Below are 15,296 nucleotides of genomic sequence, written 5' to 3'. Positions count from 1 at the left end.
CACCGCGAAGTAGCAGGGAGACGGCGGGACATTGGTCGTTGGAGCGGCACCCGGCAAGATGTGAACAATTGCAGAGTGAAAGGATCAATGAATGGGTGACCCCGCTCCACCCTTCACCGCACCCAGACTCGCGCCCGGGCATATTCGCCGCGAACGACTCGTCGAACGACTCGATGCCGTTGCCGAGGCCAGTCTGATCTTTGTGCACGCTCCGGCCGGAGGTGGGAAGACGAACCTCGTCGCCGGTTGGGTGCGCGAACGCGCACCGTATGAACCGTGCATCTGGGTCAGCTTCGGGGAGCGAGGATCGACGCCAGAACGGTTCTGGAGCGAGGTCACTACCGCTGTCGAGCAGTTCACAGCCCGCCCCAGTCTTTCGCAGGATGACCTTGCGGCGGTATTGAATCGTCATGGGCAGCAGTTCACGCTTGTGATCGATGATGCGCATCACGCCGACGCCGAGTTGCGCGAGGACATGTTCAGACTCGTGCGCGAGTTGCATATCGGCCGAGTGATGGCGCTCACACGGACGCTCGATGCGACTGCGCTGTCAGCATTACGATTGCAGGTGCACACTGCAGTCATCACCGCCCAGGACCTGGCGTTCACACGAACAGAGGCGCTCGAACTGGTGACAGCGCGCGCTGCGCGACAGGAACCGGTTCCAAACGGCACGGACTTTCCGATCATCTTCGAAGCGAGCGGCGGACACCCGCTGTTACTCAGGCACCTGCTTTCCGTTCCATACTCCCGATCAGAGGAACTCGCTCAGCGGGCGACCGATGCATGGGCTGCGGCTCTGTTGAGCAGTGAGGCCAAGAGCACTTCACTCGAATTGGTCCTCGCACCGCGAGTCGATGCCGAACTGGCTCGAAGGATCACCGGCGTATCTGAGCCTGCAGCAGTGTTGGCTGTGCTCGCCAGTGACGCACTCGGCGAGGTTGATGCTGATGGCTTCTTCCACTTCTATCCGGCCGTACGATCCGCCGTGCACTACCGAGCGCGACAAGATGTGCCGGCATCGCGTCGCCAGGAGATCCGTGAGCTCGCGGCCGACTACCTGCATGAGGTCACCGGAGACACTGATGCGATGCTGTCGATTCTCGCGGAGAACGGCAGATACGAAGACATGTGGCAGCTGTTCGCCGCACGTCTCTCGGATCAGGCATTACGGCTCGAGGCACACGCAGACGATTCCCCGCTCGCGGCAACGCTCGGCGCAAGCGATGAAGCTGCGACTGTCGCCGCGGTGGTGCAGTCGGCGCACGCTCCGTTCCCCTCGATCGGTCTGCTTCGCCTCGTCGACCAGGCGCTAGAGGATCTCCAGCAGCGTCCGCCGCTGGACGACCCCGAGGATGCTGTGTATCGCGAGGTCGCGATCCATGCGCTGCTCTGGGCGGCGAACCGATTCGAGGAAGGGGCCGGCCGCACCGGGTCGCTGTTGCAACTCACCGAGCGGCTGAGTCCATCCTCTCGAAGCGGGGTCTGGTCCGCCGCATACTGGGGGCTTCTCTATTCTGCGGTGATGCTCGCCCTCTCCGGTGAGCTTCACGAGTCTGAACGCGTGCTGAGGCTTCTGAGCTCTGATCTCGATGACGAGCGGAGCAGCCAACGAGCTGTTCAACAGGCCTTCATCCACGCGATGCGTGGAGAGGTCGTCGAAGCTGCACGGTTTCTGGCATCGGACCCGACGTCGGGCAGGGTCTCACCTGAGTGGGCCGCAAAGCTGACAGTGGCGCGGGCCGCCGTGCAGCTCGAAAGCGGTCAACCTGAGGATGCCCTTGCTACGCTCACCGAGCTTGAACCTGAGCTGGGTTCGGTGCGCGAATGGCCGTACTACCTCATCGTGCTCGCGCGTACTCACATCGCCCGAGACCCGCGCGTCGGCCTCGAAGAGCTCAACCGCCTGGTTGGAGTGCATGGCGAGCGCACCGCCAGCAAGAAGTTGCTTGACATGCTTCACGCCACTCGCGCGGATCTCGCACTCGCGGCCGGCGAGCTCGGGCAGGCGAAACGGATCGTCGCGGGGCGAACCCGCAACGATCCGGCGCAACGTCTGACCGCAGCTCGCATCGCGCTCTTCGCCCCCGATGCCTCTGTCGTCGCCGACCTGCGTGATCTCATCGACGAGAACCAGATCTGGAGGAGGGGGCGTGCTATGGCCTTCTTCTTGCTGTCTGTGCACGCGCATCGTCAAGGAGATGACAACCAGGCGGGAGAGGCCCTCAGGAGTGCGCTGGCCATTACCGGTAGTCACGGGATTCGACTCATCATGTCGTTGATTCCGCGCAGCGAGCTCAGCGAGATCGCGACAGCAGCTGGTGTGGAGCTTCCACCCAACGTGAATGTTGCGAATCCGCTCGACGAGTTCCTCGCGCCGGTCATGCTGACCCCGCGAGAGCAAGTGTTGATCGAGTTGCTCAAGAGCCCCCTGCGCCTCAAGGACATCGCGGAGAAGGAGTTCGTCACGCTCCATACGGTCAAGTCGCAGGTCACCAGCATCTACCGCAAGCTCGGCGTGAGATCTCGGACTGCCGCGGTGCATGAAGCGAGTCGGCGGGGGCTTATTGAGAGCTGATCTCCTGCTCATCCACCCAGCGCAGCCCACCGGGTGAGTTGGCGAGGGTGAGGAGATGCTCGACCCGGTCGGTGTTCAGCTCGGGGTCACTGCAGCCTCTGGATGGCAGGCGGGGGCACGAGGAGCGGGCGAAGCGAAGCCCCGGTGAGAACCTGCATGTGGGGAGCAGAGGCAGGCACCGAGGCTCCGCGGCTATTGAGAGGCTACTTCTTCGGGCGGAGCACCTCCCTCAGTCGCCTCGTGAGGATCATCGCTCCGCCGCTGGCAGCGAGTAGTGCGATCATCAGTGCGAGCGATGCGTGAGCTCCGGTGACCCCGGTCTCCACCAGTGCCGGCTGCGCTGCTGCCGGTGCCGCGGGCGGACTCGTCACCGGATGTGCGGGCACCTGAGCGCCCGGCACCGTCGAGACCGGCGTGTCTGCCGGTGGCTCAGTTGGGTGGTCCGATGGCGGATCGACTGGCGGATCGACTGGCGGCTCCGGCGGGTCCGGAGGCTGCGGACAATCATCCGCAGTGAACTCGATGCTCACCTCGTTGATCGTGTCGACGATCGGCCCGGCCGTTGTCGCTGTGTATGCGGTTGGCGCGGGGAACTCAGGGGAGCCTTCACCCATCGGTCCGGATACGGTGGCGACGTATGTTCCGGGGCCGGGCAGTTCGACGATGAAGACCGCCGTATCATCGTCTGGGACGATGCTGCGGCTGTCGATCTCGCCTTCGGGGCCGGTGATCTGAACCTCGTACTGCTTGCCGATGACCAGGGACGTCAGCGTGACCTCAGCGGTACGCGGCACCTCGCTTCCCGGGGCGGGGCAGTCGCCGACGGTCACCGCGATGCCGGGCACGGGGTCCGGGTCCGGATCAGGTGGCGGCGTTTGCTTGCAGCCGTTGCTGTGGATGGCCTGACCTGCTGCGTCCCAGTTCTGGCCCGGGAAATGCTTGGCCTGACCCTGTGCCCGGTAGTCGAACGGCGGGATGATGTCACGGCCATTCTGGTGATGGGCCCCGGCGTGCCCGTTGATCACACCGTTCGCGTTGAGTGTGATCGAGTTGTACGGGTTCTTCTTGGATCCCGTGGCGTGGCAGATGGAGATCTTGTTCTGAGGGTTGTTGTTGCCGCTCTGGGTCTGCTGCGGGGCCTCGCCTGATCGCGCGCTCGCCTGACCCTGTTGGGTATCCGGCTGCGGGGCCGGCTGTGAGGGTGCGGCTTCTGGTGCGGGCAATGCTTCTGGAGCTGGAGCTGGAGCTGGAGCTACCGGCTCTGGTGCAGAAGGTGGAGGAGCGACTGGTTCGGGAGCCGGTGCCGGCGGTGGCACGGGCGGCACAGGTGGTGGCGCGGGAGGCGCCGGTTCGGGCGGTGCTTCCGGCGCTGGAGCCGGTGCGGGCTCGACCTCAGCAGCAGCCTGCGCGACCGCAGCTCCGTCGGCGAGTTCTTCCGCAGATGCGGGGAGCGTCGGAGCGAGTCCGAACGCGAAGACGACGACGAGGGCGATCCCCCATCTGCCACCGCGATTCAGGCGCCGCACATCTGTGTGTCGGCGCGCTCGGTGAGTATGCATGATGAATCAACCGTTCTCAAGGACGCGGCGGTTCGGGCACCACTACCGCTGCGCCGCGGATCCAGACCCCAGATCTTGGCGAGCAGTGATCGTTCGAGCGGCTGCTTGCACATCGCCGAGACCCCCTTGCCTGTGACGATTGGCCCGGTGCGACACCGTGTGTGTCGAGTCGAGCGGTGCCTGGTGCTCAAGATATGCACGGGTAGGCATTGCCACATCCGTGCCAATCACGTATCTCGACGAATGTCGTGTTTCGGAGAATGGTGAATACGGCGATCGAGGTCCTGGTTCAGTGCTGGAAGCGATCCCGAGCGAACCAGCGTCGCAGCTCGTCACGGTCTGTTACGCCGATCTTGTCGTAGACGTGGCGCAAATGAGTCTCCACTGTGCGCACCGAGAGGTAGAGTCGATCGGCGACGACGCGATTCGAGTAACCGAGCGAGGCGAGCAGTGCGACCTCACGTTCTCTGGACGAGAGTTGACCAGACTCGGGAAGCGGGGTCCACACTCCGAGGTCAGCGAGGTAACGCACCGTTGTTTCGTCCATCGCCGCATGCTCCGCAATATGCGCGATCTGGTCGAGGATCGCGTTCCCGAGCGGAGGGTCGACGAGTTCAGCGATGTAGCGTGCTCGTAACAGCACCTGTTCCGCCACGCGATGCGAACACGCGGCCGCCGTGTGCAGCGCGAACAGCTCGATCAACGCGAGATCCTCGCGCTCCGCCCACTCGGCAAGCCGCAACGCACGTGCTTCGGTGCTGGGATCCCGCAGCCAGTGCGCGGCATGCAGCACGAGCACTCCCACGTATCCGCCGAGGGCCTGTGCGAGCCCCGGCGTGTCGCTCTCTGCGCTGCGCATCGCGGCCAGTGCGCCGGATCGCTGGCCGAGTGCGGCGAGCGCCAGCGCATCGATCGCGTGCAGGAGCGGCAGAATGCCGAGCGGGTCATGGCGTGTCAGCTGCGCGACCAGGCGATCGCACATGCCGGCGGCATCTTGCCAGCGACCATCGCCCAGTGCGACGAGCGCGTGCCCCGTGCTGATGAGGCCCGAGGATGTGGCGAGCAGGTGCATATGCACGGACGAGTGCTGTTCGATATCGGCGAGCAGGTGCTTTGCCCCCTCCTGATTCCCACTGACCCAGTAGGCGAGGAAGGCGCTGAACCCTTGGAGGTCGAGCGACTGCAGGAGGTGCCGGTCACTGAGCGCGAGCAGTCGTCGTGCGGTCTCCGCGCTCTGTAGGGCAGCTCGGAGTTGGCCACGCTGCTGCAGAACGAGTGCTGCGCAGGTGCGCGCCGAAACTCTCGCCCACTCGACTTCGATGTTCTGCGCCTGCTCAGCACCGGGGCAGGAATCGAGCACGCTGCCCAACCTGCCCGTGTAGGCGAAGATGCGCATCCGCGAACTGCGCAGCAACTGGAGGGCCACGGATTCGGGGTGGTTGTCGGGATCGTGCCCGACATGTGTGCGTGCTTGGACTTGCAGCGTCGCTTCGAGCTGATCGAACTCCTTGAGCAGGTCGTCGAACTCGTCCGTGCCGAGGCGCTGCATGATCTCTGCGAGGCGCATGCTCGCACGCAGGGCCGGATCGGCCGCGGCCATTCGCGTGGGGTCAGATACGAACGCGGTGAGACGTTCCCGGGCCTGCGTGTGTTGCTGCGCGTCACCCATCAGGTGCGACACTTCGAGCGCGCACAGGGCGGCGAAGCCGGCCTGTGCCGGATCCTCGCTCTCTGCAACGACGAGTGCGATGCGAAGCAGCAAACGCGGGTCGACGCCTTTCTCCGCGAACTGCAGCGACTGCCACAGCCACGACGCGGGGAGCGACCTGCCGCACTCCAGCCCGAACACGACGAGTCGGAGCACGCGTTCCGGATGCATGGGTACGCCGGGTGCCGTACCGTTCCACTGCGGGTGTGCAGCTGGCGCGAGCGCGCAGAAGAGCTTGTCGTACCACTGCAGTCGCTTGAGAGGGGACATCCGTTCGCGTATCGAGGCGGCATAGAGCGAGTTCGACAACGCAAGTGCGACTTCCCCGCTCGATCGCGACCTCGATACGAGCACCCCGCGCTCCAGCAGCGCTTCCAAAGCCACTGCGTCGAGCGTGCGCAGCAGCTCGGGCTCGAACACGGGCTCGGCGAGTGAGACCATCTCGAGTGTTTCGATCTCGGCAGGGGAGCAGCTCTCATGCAGGTAATCGGCGAACTCGGTAGGCACTGGGTCGGAGCCGAGAGGCACCCAGGCCATGCCACGGTTGCGCTTCAGCAGGCTCTGTCGTTCGCTGCTCAAAGCGAGGAGCGCCAACGAATACGCATTGCCCGCTGTCGCGGCGTGCCAGCGCTGGAGCGTATCGGGCGCGATGCGCTCCACTCCCAGCATGCGTACGAGGTACTCGGAGGTTTCCTCCAGGGTGAGCGGCCCGACCGCGATCTGCCGCACTCCGGGGTCACGGGCCAGCCGCTCCGCCGCTCCGACAAGGCGGCCTGCAGTGGCGAGAATGGTCACTCGGCGCGAGCGCGCCAGGTACTCGAGCATGAATGCCGGTACCGGTGGGAAGCGATCGACTTCGGGGATCACGAGCACCGGATGCTTGCCATTCGCGGCCGTCTCAATTGCGGCGAGAAGCTCACGGGCGAGGTCATACGGCCCGGGCACGGCGTGCGCAACGTCTGCATTCTCGTTCAGGTGCAAGATCTCGGGGAAGTAGAAACTGAAGATCGTGCCCACCCCGCTGCGCAGTGGATCTGACGGGGGCGACATCACCGTCACCTCGACAGCGTCCGGACGTTGCTGCGCGAGCTCCCAGGCGGTCTCTTCGGCGAGTCGCCGTTTGCCGGTGCCGGGTTCTCCGATCAGCAAGGCCGAACGCCCGGGTTCCACGATCGCGTCGAGCACGCGACGCAGGCGGCCGGGAAGCGCCGGGCTCGACTCGTATGCTGTCTCGAGTCGTCGCGCGTCAGAGCGGGGTCCTGGTTCTCTGCCCATTGCTCCCCCTCCCGATCACCGCTTCCGAGAGGGATCGAGACCCGTCTCTTTCCGGGAAGAGTGCCGGCCCGAAGGTCGGAGTGTCCTCTCCGAGGAGCGACTGTGAGAATTTTACCTCACTTGTCGAGTGGGGACCGTGGACGGCTGCAGCGCCGGCCTCTGCTCGGTTCAAGCGCCCGGCGATGGGCCTAACGCGACTGCCGCACGTTGCGATCGAGGTCCGCGAAACAGAGGTCGCCGTGCACTCCGGCGCCTGCGCTGACTCCCGCCGCCGCTGACGCCACGACCATCGCCATCGGGTTTCCGGCGTTCCCTGCGGCCCAGATTCCGGGCACCGGGGTCATGCCACGCGGGTCGGCAGGGATCTGCCGACCGAATGGCGTGGTTTCGGCGGCACCGCCGAGGGCCTCGTAGAGTTCGGTTCTCGCGTTGAAGCGGGGTACGACGACGGCCGCATCGGTTGCAAACGTCTGCCCATCTTCGAGTTGCACGGTGCGCACCTGTGTTCCCTCCACGACGAGCCGGTCGATTCTCCCGCGAATCAGTGGTACGTCGAGCGCGGTGAGCTGATCGAGCGCTTCTCGCCCGGGTTCGGCGGCGTCGTGCAGGAAGACCGTGACGTGTTCGCTGAGTTGACTGAAGAGCATGGCTTGATGGATGGCTACCTCGTCACGGGCGAGGATCGCGATGCGTTGATCGCGCACCTCCCACCCGTGACAGAACGGGCAGTGCAGCACCGAGTGGCCCCAACCGTCACGTACACCTGGGATGTCGGGCAGGTCATCGATGAGTCCCGTTGCGAGGATGATGCGACGTGCGCGGATGCGATGTGCGCCTGCCCCGACCTCGACCGCGAAGTCGTCGATCGTTCCTGAGATGCGTGTGACCTCACCGGGCAGCAGCCGCACGCCGTACGACTCGGCCTCCGCGCGGCCGCGTTGGAGCAGTTCGAGCGGTGAGAGTCCCTCCTGGCCGAGAACGTTGTGCGCGCCTTCGGCGGGGGCATTGCGCGGTTTGCCGGCGTCGATCACTACGACGGTTCGGCGGGAACGTGCGAGGGCGACGGATGCGGCGAGCCCTGCGGGGCCACCGCCGATCACAACGACGTCGATGTCAGGCGAGTGCGGGGAAGAGTGCTGAGGGTTCATGCTGTGTACGCTAACCCGAATTTCCATTCTACGCATACACTCTTGCGTATGACGCAAGAAGAGACGGATTCGATCGTCAGGCAGCGCATTCGCGGATTGCGCATCGCCCGTGGGTGGACGCTCGATGCCCTCGCGACGCGCTGCTACCTCTCGCCCTCGACGCTCAGTCGTATTGAGACCGGACAGCAGAGGCTCGCACTCGAGCAACTCGTCGCGATCGCCAAGGCACTCGGCACCTCGCTTGACCAGCTCGTCGAACCCGAGGGTGATGAGGATGTCGTGATTCGCCCCGAGCCCGAGACGTTCGATGGCGCCACGATCTGGCTGCTTTCCCGTGAGCGAGATCGGCGCGGGGTGACTATTGCCAAGATGCGTCTCACCGAGGTGCCCACGGTGATGGATCCGAAGGTGCACCCCGGGTACGAGTGGTTCACGGTGCTCAGCGGCATCGTGCGGTTGCGGCTCGGCAGCAGAACCATTCTGGTGCGACCCGGGCAGGCTGTGGAGTTCTCGACGATGACGCCGCACGTGCTCGAAGCTCACGAGGGCCCGGCAGAGCTGCTCACGATCTTCGATCACGATGGTGAGCAGGCGCACCTTCCACGGGGGCGCGGCTCTCGGCCGAACGGATGAGATGAGAACGTATGCACTGGGAACCTATGAGCGCGGCGCAGGTGCGTGCCGCCTACGGTGCTCGCGCGGCGGAGTACCGTGCGCTGCTCGGCACGATTGCGGACACGGCCGAGCCCGATCGTCAGCTGGTGCTCGAGTGGGCACTGTCGGTTGACGGGGCCGTGATCGACGTCGGCTGCGGCCCGGGGCAATGGACAAACTTTCTGCGCGAAGGCGGGGTCGAGATCGAGGGTGTGGATCCGGTTCCCGAGTTCGTGGAGGGCGCTCGGGCCGCGTATCCCGAGACAAGGTACCGTGTCGGACGCGCTGAAGATCTGCGGGTGGCTGATGGGAGTCTGGGCGGGATCCTCAGTTGGTACTCCCTCATCCATGTCGCGCCCGAAGAGATCGATGCCCCGCTCATGGAGTTCGTGCGCTGCCTGAGACTGGGCGGTGGGCTGGTGCTCGGCTTCTTCACCGGTCCGGAGCTCGTTGCATTCGACCATGCGGTGGCGACAGCCTATTTCTGGCCGATCGATCGCTTCGCCGAACGGGTTGAGGCCGCGGGATTCACGGTGCTGCATTCGGAGACGAGAACTGATGCCGGTGCACGGCCGCACGCGGTGATCGTTGCCGAGGGAGTTGCGACGTAGCCGGCGCAGTGCCCTGGATGTTGGATGGGGCTAAGACCGTGTCCCATCCACGGGTTGTTTGTTCAGCCTGCGCAACCTCCAAATGTAACGATTTGTCTGATTGTCAGTCAATCGCTTGTGATCACATCCAACCGCTGTTTGACTGGTTTCAGTCCAAGGACGGGCTGCTGTTACCTCTTCAACGATGAAAGGTCCTATCGAAATGTTGAATCGCACTGCTCAGACCTCCCGGGTGCTCGCTCTGGGGGGCGTCACGATTCTCGCCGCGGTATCGCTCGTCGCCTGCTCGGGTGGAGAGAGTACGGCCTCCGAGGATTGCACTCCGGCCCATGAGTTCGAGACCGTGAATCCGGGCGAACTCACTGTGGCCTCGTACGCGTACCCGCCTCTCACTGTCATCGACGGGGATACCCTCACTGGTGTCGAGGGTGACCTGCTGCAACAGATCGCGGACATGGAGTGCCTCACACTCGTACTCGACGCTGCCGGCGGCGCGAGCGCCTCGATCCCGAATGTGCAGAGCGGCCGTGCCGATCTCGCCGCGGGGTCGTGGAACCGCACGAAGGAGCGTGCCGAGATCGTCGAGCTCGGTACGCCGGTGGTCTCCGACGCCTGGAGCGTTGTCTCACTCGACGGCACCACCGTCGATGAGCTCGAGGGCAAGAAGGTCGGCTCTGTCGTCGGGAATCTCTGGAACGATCAGTTGCAGAAGTGGCTCGGTGACGACTTCTCCATCTACCAGGATGACGAATCGATCTACGGCGACCTCGAAGCTGGCCGTATCGATGTGCTGATCGCATCGACCGCGTCGGCGGCGAACCGTATGGACGAGAACCCAATTGAGGGTGTCCAGCTCGTTGAGGTCACCCCGAACGAGAATGCTCCGGTGTTCGATCAGTTCGGGCAGGTGAACTGGCCGAGCAACAAGGACAACCCTGAGCTGCGCGCCGCGATCGACGAAGATACCGAGACACTCAGGGAGGACGGAACGATCGCCGAAGTGCTTGAGCAGTGGGGCCTCGAGCCGTCTGCTGCCGAACCGGGCGACCCGTTCGACCTCTAACGAGGTCTCCACGTACTCGCCCCGGAGAGGTTCTTGCCTTGCGTCTCTCCGGGGCGACCTGCCGCTCAGGCAGTGTCCATGAAATGTGGCCTGCCGGTAGTGAGCTACGGTGCGGCGGTGAGCATTTTGGGGCTTGTCTTCACCTCACCGCCGAGCCTGGAATGCATCTAGATCGACCTGCTTCTTGTCACTATAGTGTCATACATTCAGACATTCACTGAAGCCAATCGGGGCCGGTTGGCGGGTCTGAATAGATACCCAAAGGAGGGTAGAGGCACATGCGCATCCAGAAGATCAGACTCTTCACGTACGACCTGACATTTCGTCACGGGACGTACAAGATGTCGGGCGGGCGAACGGTCACCAAGCAGTTATCGTGGGTGGTCGCAGTTGAGTCAGACACCGGTGTAACCGGTTGGGCCGAAGTCTCGATTCCCGGAGGAACTTACCTGCCCGCTTTCGAGCAGGGGGTGCGAGCCGCGATCAATGAGCTTGCCCCTGCTCTGGTGGGCGCCGATGCGCTCGACATTCGAGGCGCGCATCGAATCATGGATGGCGTACTTCTCGAACAGCGGGTGTCCAAGAGTCCGTTCGACATCGCACTGTGGGACCTTCTGGGGCGAGCGACGGACCAGCCGATCGCTACCCTGACCGGTGGAATCCAGAACAAGGACTTCCCCCTCTACTGGGCCGTTCCGTTGGACGCCCCGGAGGTCATGGTCGACTTCGTCGCAGCGCGGATGGAAGAGGGGATTCGCAGCTTCCAGATCAAGGTCGGCAATGAGCCCGAGCGTGACGCAGAGCGAGTGCGAGCCGTACTGGATGCGGTCCCAGAAGACGTGATCATCTTCGCCGACGCAAACGCCGGGTGGAGCATCCATGACGCTCGCAAGGCAGTGAAGCTCATCGGGGATGCGCCGATCTACATCGAACAGCCCTGTCGGTCGCTTGAAGACAACATTCTGGTTTCTCGCCACATGCCGCAACAGCTGATCCTCGACGAGTCTATTGTGACCCTCGAGGACTTGTACCGTGCAAAATACGAAGCCGGGATCTCTGCGATCAACATCAAGCTGTCGAGGGTTGGCGGCTTCAGCAAGGCGCTGCAGATTCGCGACGCTGCGCAGACGCTCGGCTTGAAGGTCTCGATGGAGGATACCTGGGGAGGAGACATCGCCTCAGCGGCAGTGAATCATCTCGCAGCAACCACCCGCCCGGATTCATTGTTCAACGTATCCTGCTTTAACGACTGGACCAACGAACACGTTGCCGGCTACCAGCCGCGCTCTCAGAACGGCCGGGCTTCTGCCATCACTGCTCCTGGTCTGGGCATCGATATCGACGAGAGCAAGCTCGACCTTGTCGCAGTGTTCGAGTAGTCCATTGGTCCTGCACTCAAGCTCACCGTAAGGGGTTCGGTCATTCCGGTAGGGGCGCAGGGTCGGCGCCCTTCAGTTCGGGCTCCGCTGCGGCGGCCGGCGGGCATTTCATGTGCGTCGGCTTGCCGGGGCCTCCGCGTTCAATGCGGTGATCGCTCATTGATGCGGCGCAGATCGGACATTTCGGATCTGCGGGCGGCACGTAGGCCGGCTCGTTCGGGTCGCCTAACTGTGCGGTTCCCTCGAATTGGTAGAAGAAGCGCTGCATGGCGGCGTAGAACCCGGGCACGCCGTCATACGGAGTCTCGTGCCAGAGTCGGCGTCGCGGAGTTCGTTTGCCCACAAACGAAATACTAGCATATCTCGTTAGGGGGCGAACGAGTTAGGATGGGTGAGTGGAACCACTTCCAGAGGACGCACTCGAACTCGATCGCCAGGTCTGTTTTGCCCTGGCCGTGGCAAGCAGAAGCGTCATCGGAATCTACCGTCCGATTCTCGAACCGCTCGGCCTGACGCACCCCCAGTATCTCGTCATGCTCGCCCTGTGGAGCGACGGGCCGCTCCGCTTCGGAGAGATAGCGGAGATGTTGCGCCTCGACCCGGCGACGCTCTCGCCAATCGTGAAACGACTTGAGCAGTCGGGGCTTGTCGAGCGCCGGCCCGTTGATGGTGATGAGCGTACCTTCCAGCTCGTACCGACGGAGGACGGGCGGGCTCTGCGCGAGCAGGCGCTCTCAGTGCCGCCGGCAGTCATCGAACGGCTCGGGCTCCCGGTCGAGCGCCTGATGGCGCTGCGCGATGAACTCGCGGTGGTGATCGAGGCGGTCGAGCGTTCCACTCACGAGTGAGTGATCGCGCGAACGGCGTCGCGTCCGGCGCGATTGGCGCCGACCGTCGACTGCGAGGCCCCGTAGCCGATGAGGTGGATGCGCGGATCGGCGACCACCTGCGTGCCGCGAACCTCGATGCCGCCGAGCTCGTTTCTCAATCCCAACGAGTCGAGATGGCGCAGATCGGCGCGGAAGCCGGTCGCCCACAGGATCGCGTCGACCCGGGTGAGTGAGCCGTCGTGCTCGCGAACGCCGTCCGGCTCGATTCGCATGAACATGGGTCGGCGCTCCAGCGCTCCGCGCTCCGCGGCGGCGAGCGCATACGAGCTCCAGAGCAGACCCGTGTACGAGACGACGCTGCGTGCGGGCCTCCCCGCCTCGGCATCGGCGGTCACGCGCTCGATCACCGAGCGGCCTTCGATCTCGGGGCGGAAGTCGCCGTCGCGAAACACCGGCTCGCGCCGGGTGTACCAGAATGTTGTCGCGGAGCGCGAGATCTCTTCGAGCAGTTGTACGGCGGAGATCCCGCCCCCGACCACGGCGACTCGCTGCCCGGCGAACTCTTCAGCGGAGACGTAGTCGCGGGTGTGCAGCTGGCGACCAGTGAAGCTCTCGTGCCCCGGATACTCGGGTAGCAGGGGGTTGTTCCAGGTGCCCGTCGCGTTGATGATCGTGCGGGCGAGCCAGCGTGTGTTCGCGTGCCCGGTGCTGATGCCGTGCCGGCTGGCCCCTGCAGCTCTGGTCTCGATGAGCAGCTCGCCAGCGGGGTCGTCGTCAATGCGGCTGACCGATGTCACCGAGACGGGGCGCAGGATGGGGAGTTGCATCCGCTGCTCGAACTCGGTGAAGTAAGCGGGAACGGCGTCGCGGCTCGGCGTCTCGGGATCGATCGTCGGTTTGGGCAGGCCGGGTAGGTCGAAGATGCCGTTGACCGTCGCCATGCGGAGCGATTCCCAGCGGTGCTGCCAGGCCCCGCCAGGCGCGGGGTTTGCGTCGAGCACCACGTAGGTGTGGGCAGCATCAGGTTGGTCAAGTGCGCTCACGAAGCCGCGGCGAGCCAGGTGGTATGCGGCCGAGAGCCCGGCCTGCCCGGCGCCGATGACGACGACGGTTGCGGTGCTGTCCGGTGCTGCAGTCATCCGCCGGTGGCCAGCCGCATGAGGTCGGTATCGAAGTCGACGTCATCGATGCTGTGCTCGGCGCGGGCCGCGCGCCCGTCGAAGGTGTGGTTGTATCCGCCCCACGCGGCATCGGCGATGCGGGTGGCGACGCCCGCGCTCACCAGCTGCGCGAACTCGATGGCCGCGCGGTCGATCCGCTTCGTCATAGCCGGGTCACCCCAGTCTTCGGGGGCGGCGAACAGCGCAGTCGGAACGGGAATCGCGCGCAGGAAGGCGAACAGGGGCCGGAGGTGATCGTCGGCGACCATCGAGTGGCGCGGGCTGCCCGCGGTCGCGGCGAGGATCACCGGCTTGGCCACGATCAGGTCGTTGTCGAGGATGTCGAGGAACGATTTCACGAGCCCGCTGACGCCTGCCTTGTAGACGGGGGAGGACAGGATGATGCCATCGGCGTCGGCGAGCGTCGCGATCGCGTCGTTCACGGAATCCGCGGGGATGCCCGACACGAGCGTGCGAGCGATGTCGGTCGCGAGCGGTGCGAGGTCGATGCTGGAGACCGTGGCATCGCGGCCGGCCTCACGCAGTCGCTGCACGGCCGCCCCGGCAGTGCGGTCAGCGAGCATACGGGTGGTCGAAGGCTCGCTCACTCCGCCGCTGATGGCGACGATATGTGCGGGAGTGGTGCTGGTGCGGGTCGTGGTCTCCGTCATGATCGGTGCTCCTGAGTCATCGTGGGTGTCTGGTGGCGTACGCGCCGTTCGTGCAGCGAGTACGGAATCATTCCGAGGTGTCGGCTGTCTGGCTCGCATCGAAGCGGAGCCGCAGCGCGTCGACTGCCTCACCGAGCGCTGCGAGTTGCTCTGGCGCGAGTGAGTCGACGAACAGCTCGCGGATATCGCGTAGGTGGGGGATCGAACCGCGTCGGAACTGTTGGAGCCCGGCATCGGTGAGTGAAACGAGCGATCCGCGGCTGTCTTCAGCGCAGCGGCCGCGGCGGATCAGCGCGCGCTTCTCCATGCGGCCGAGGTGGTGCGACAGGCGGCTGCGATCCCACCCGATCTCATCGGCGAGCTCCGAGGCGCGCATCGTGCGCTCTTCCGCCTCGCTCAGTGCGAGCAGCACTGAGTAGTCGGCCCAGGAGATGTCGGACGCGTGCTGCATGCGTCCGCTCATGACCCGACGCAGCAGTTCGGAGGTCTCGATGTAGCTGCGCCAGATGCGCAGCTCCTCTGGCGAGGGGAGACCTCGCTTCGTGTCACGCTCGGGGACAGGCATCGAATCACCTCAAGTAGTTGATGTGTCAATCATAACTCGAAGTAGTTGATGTATCAACTAATGGATTCCGCTGCGGCGATGGGTGGATGCGCCGA

13 protein-coding genes are annotated in these 15,296 nt (G+C 64.6%); 6 read left to right on the top strand and 7 right to left on the bottom strand.

Annotated features, from left to right (window positions below; translation table 11 throughout):
• Positions 1 to 91: 91 nt before the first annotated feature.
• Entirely contained in the window at positions 92 to 2,578 is a 2,487-nt protein-coding gene (locus ACUYV6_RS11555; protein ID WP_449278829.1) for a LuxR C-terminal-related transcriptional regulator, read from the top strand.
• 203 nt (positions 2,579 to 2,781) lie between these two features.
• On the opposite strand, the gene ACUYV6_RS11550 is transcribed toward ACUYV6_RS11555, so the two are convergent.
• From ACUYV6_RS11550 to ACUYV6_RS11540, 3 genes are all read right to left on the bottom strand, one after another.
• Positions 2,782 to 3,801: a hypothetical protein gene (locus ACUYV6_RS11550; RefSeq protein WP_449278828.1), complete on the bottom strand. Its 1,020-nt coding sequence runs from the start codon at positions 3,799 to 3,801 to the stop codon at positions 2,782 to 2,784.
• Between the two features lie 625 nt (positions 3,802 to 4,426).
• The gene (locus ACUYV6_RS11545) at positions 4,427 to 7,120 is read right to left on the bottom strand and encodes a LuxR C-terminal-related transcriptional regulator (RefSeq protein WP_449278827.1); all 2,694 of its coding nucleotides are present in this window, start codon (positions 7,118 to 7,120) and stop codon (positions 4,427 to 4,429) included.
• 188 nt (positions 7,121 to 7,308) lie between these two features.
• The gene (locus tag ACUYV6_RS11540) at positions 7,309 to 8,268 is read right to left on the bottom strand and encodes an NAD(P)/FAD-dependent oxidoreductase (RefSeq protein ID WP_449278826.1); all 960 of its coding nucleotides are present in this window, start codon (positions 8,266 to 8,268) and stop codon (positions 7,309 to 7,311) included.
• A 48-nt stretch (positions 8,269 to 8,316) separates the two neighbouring features.
• Between ACUYV6_RS11540 and ACUYV6_RS11535 the strand changes: the two genes are divergently transcribed.
• From ACUYV6_RS11535 to ACUYV6_RS11520, 4 genes are all read left to right on the top strand, one after another.
• Positions 8,317 to 8,901: a helix-turn-helix domain-containing protein gene (locus ACUYV6_RS11535; RefSeq protein WP_449278825.1), complete on the top strand. Its 585-nt coding sequence runs from the start codon at positions 8,317 to 8,319 to the stop codon at positions 8,899 to 8,901.
• An 11-nt stretch (positions 8,902 to 8,912) separates the two neighbouring features.
• Positions 8,913 to 9,533, top strand: coding sequence for a class I SAM-dependent methyltransferase (locus tag ACUYV6_RS11530; RefSeq protein ID WP_449278824.1), 621 nt, complete (start codon positions 8,913 to 8,915; stop codon positions 9,531 to 9,533).
• Between the two features lie 202 nt (positions 9,534 to 9,735).
• Positions 9,736 to 10,596, top strand: coding sequence for a substrate-binding periplasmic protein (locus ACUYV6_RS11525; RefSeq protein ID WP_449278823.1), 861 nt, complete (start codon positions 9,736 to 9,738; stop codon positions 10,594 to 10,596).
• A 278-nt stretch (positions 10,597 to 10,874) separates the two neighbouring features.
• Positions 10,875 to 11,975: a mandelate racemase/muconate lactonizing enzyme family protein gene (locus tag ACUYV6_RS11520; protein ID WP_449278822.1), complete on the top strand. Its 1,101-nt coding sequence runs from the start codon at positions 10,875 to 10,877 to the stop codon at positions 11,973 to 11,975.
• Between the two features lie 40 nt (positions 11,976 to 12,015).
• Here the strand turns inward: ACUYV6_RS11520 and ACUYV6_RS11515 are convergent, their stop codons facing one another.
• Entirely contained in the window at positions 12,016 to 12,318 is a 303-nt protein-coding gene (locus tag ACUYV6_RS11515) for a hypothetical protein (protein WP_449278821.1), read from the bottom strand.
• A 52-nt stretch (positions 12,319 to 12,370) separates the two neighbouring features.
• On the opposite strand from ACUYV6_RS11515, the gene ACUYV6_RS11510 reads away from it, so the two are divergent.
• Positions 12,371 to 12,823 (top strand): MarR family winged helix-turn-helix transcriptional regulator, encoded by a 453-nt coding sequence (locus tag ACUYV6_RS11510; RefSeq protein ID WP_449278820.1) that lies wholly within the window; start codon positions 12,371 to 12,373, stop codon positions 12,821 to 12,823.
• Here the strand turns inward: ACUYV6_RS11510 and ACUYV6_RS11505 are convergent.
• The 3 genes from ACUYV6_RS11505 to ACUYV6_RS11495 form a co-directional block, all read right to left on the bottom strand.
• The gene (locus ACUYV6_RS11505) at positions 12,814 to 13,944 is read right to left on the bottom strand and encodes an FAD-dependent oxidoreductase (protein WP_449278819.1); all 1,131 of its coding nucleotides are present in this window, start codon (positions 13,942 to 13,944) and stop codon (positions 12,814 to 12,816) included. The genes ACUYV6_RS11510 and ACUYV6_RS11505 overlap by 10 nt on opposite strands.
• The gene (locus tag ACUYV6_RS11500) at positions 13,941 to 14,636 is read right to left on the bottom strand and encodes a CE1759 family FMN reductase (protein WP_449278818.1); all 696 of its coding nucleotides are present in this window, start codon (positions 14,634 to 14,636) and stop codon (positions 13,941 to 13,943) included. Before ACUYV6_RS11500 ends, ACUYV6_RS11505 begins: the two co-directional genes overlap by 4 nt.
• A 67-nt stretch (positions 14,637 to 14,703) precedes the next feature.
• Positions 14,704 to 15,201 carry a MarR family winged helix-turn-helix transcriptional regulator gene (locus ACUYV6_RS11495; protein ID WP_449278817.1) on the bottom strand — a complete coding sequence of 166 codons (498 nt, stop codon included), beginning with the start codon at positions 15,199 to 15,201 and terminating at the stop codon, positions 14,704 to 14,706.
• Positions 15,202 to 15,296 lie beyond the last annotated feature (95 nt).

The sequence above is a fragment of the Leucobacter sp. GX24907 genome (assembly GCF_053567335.1).
This window is presented reverse-complemented; position numbering and strand designations above follow the sequence as displayed.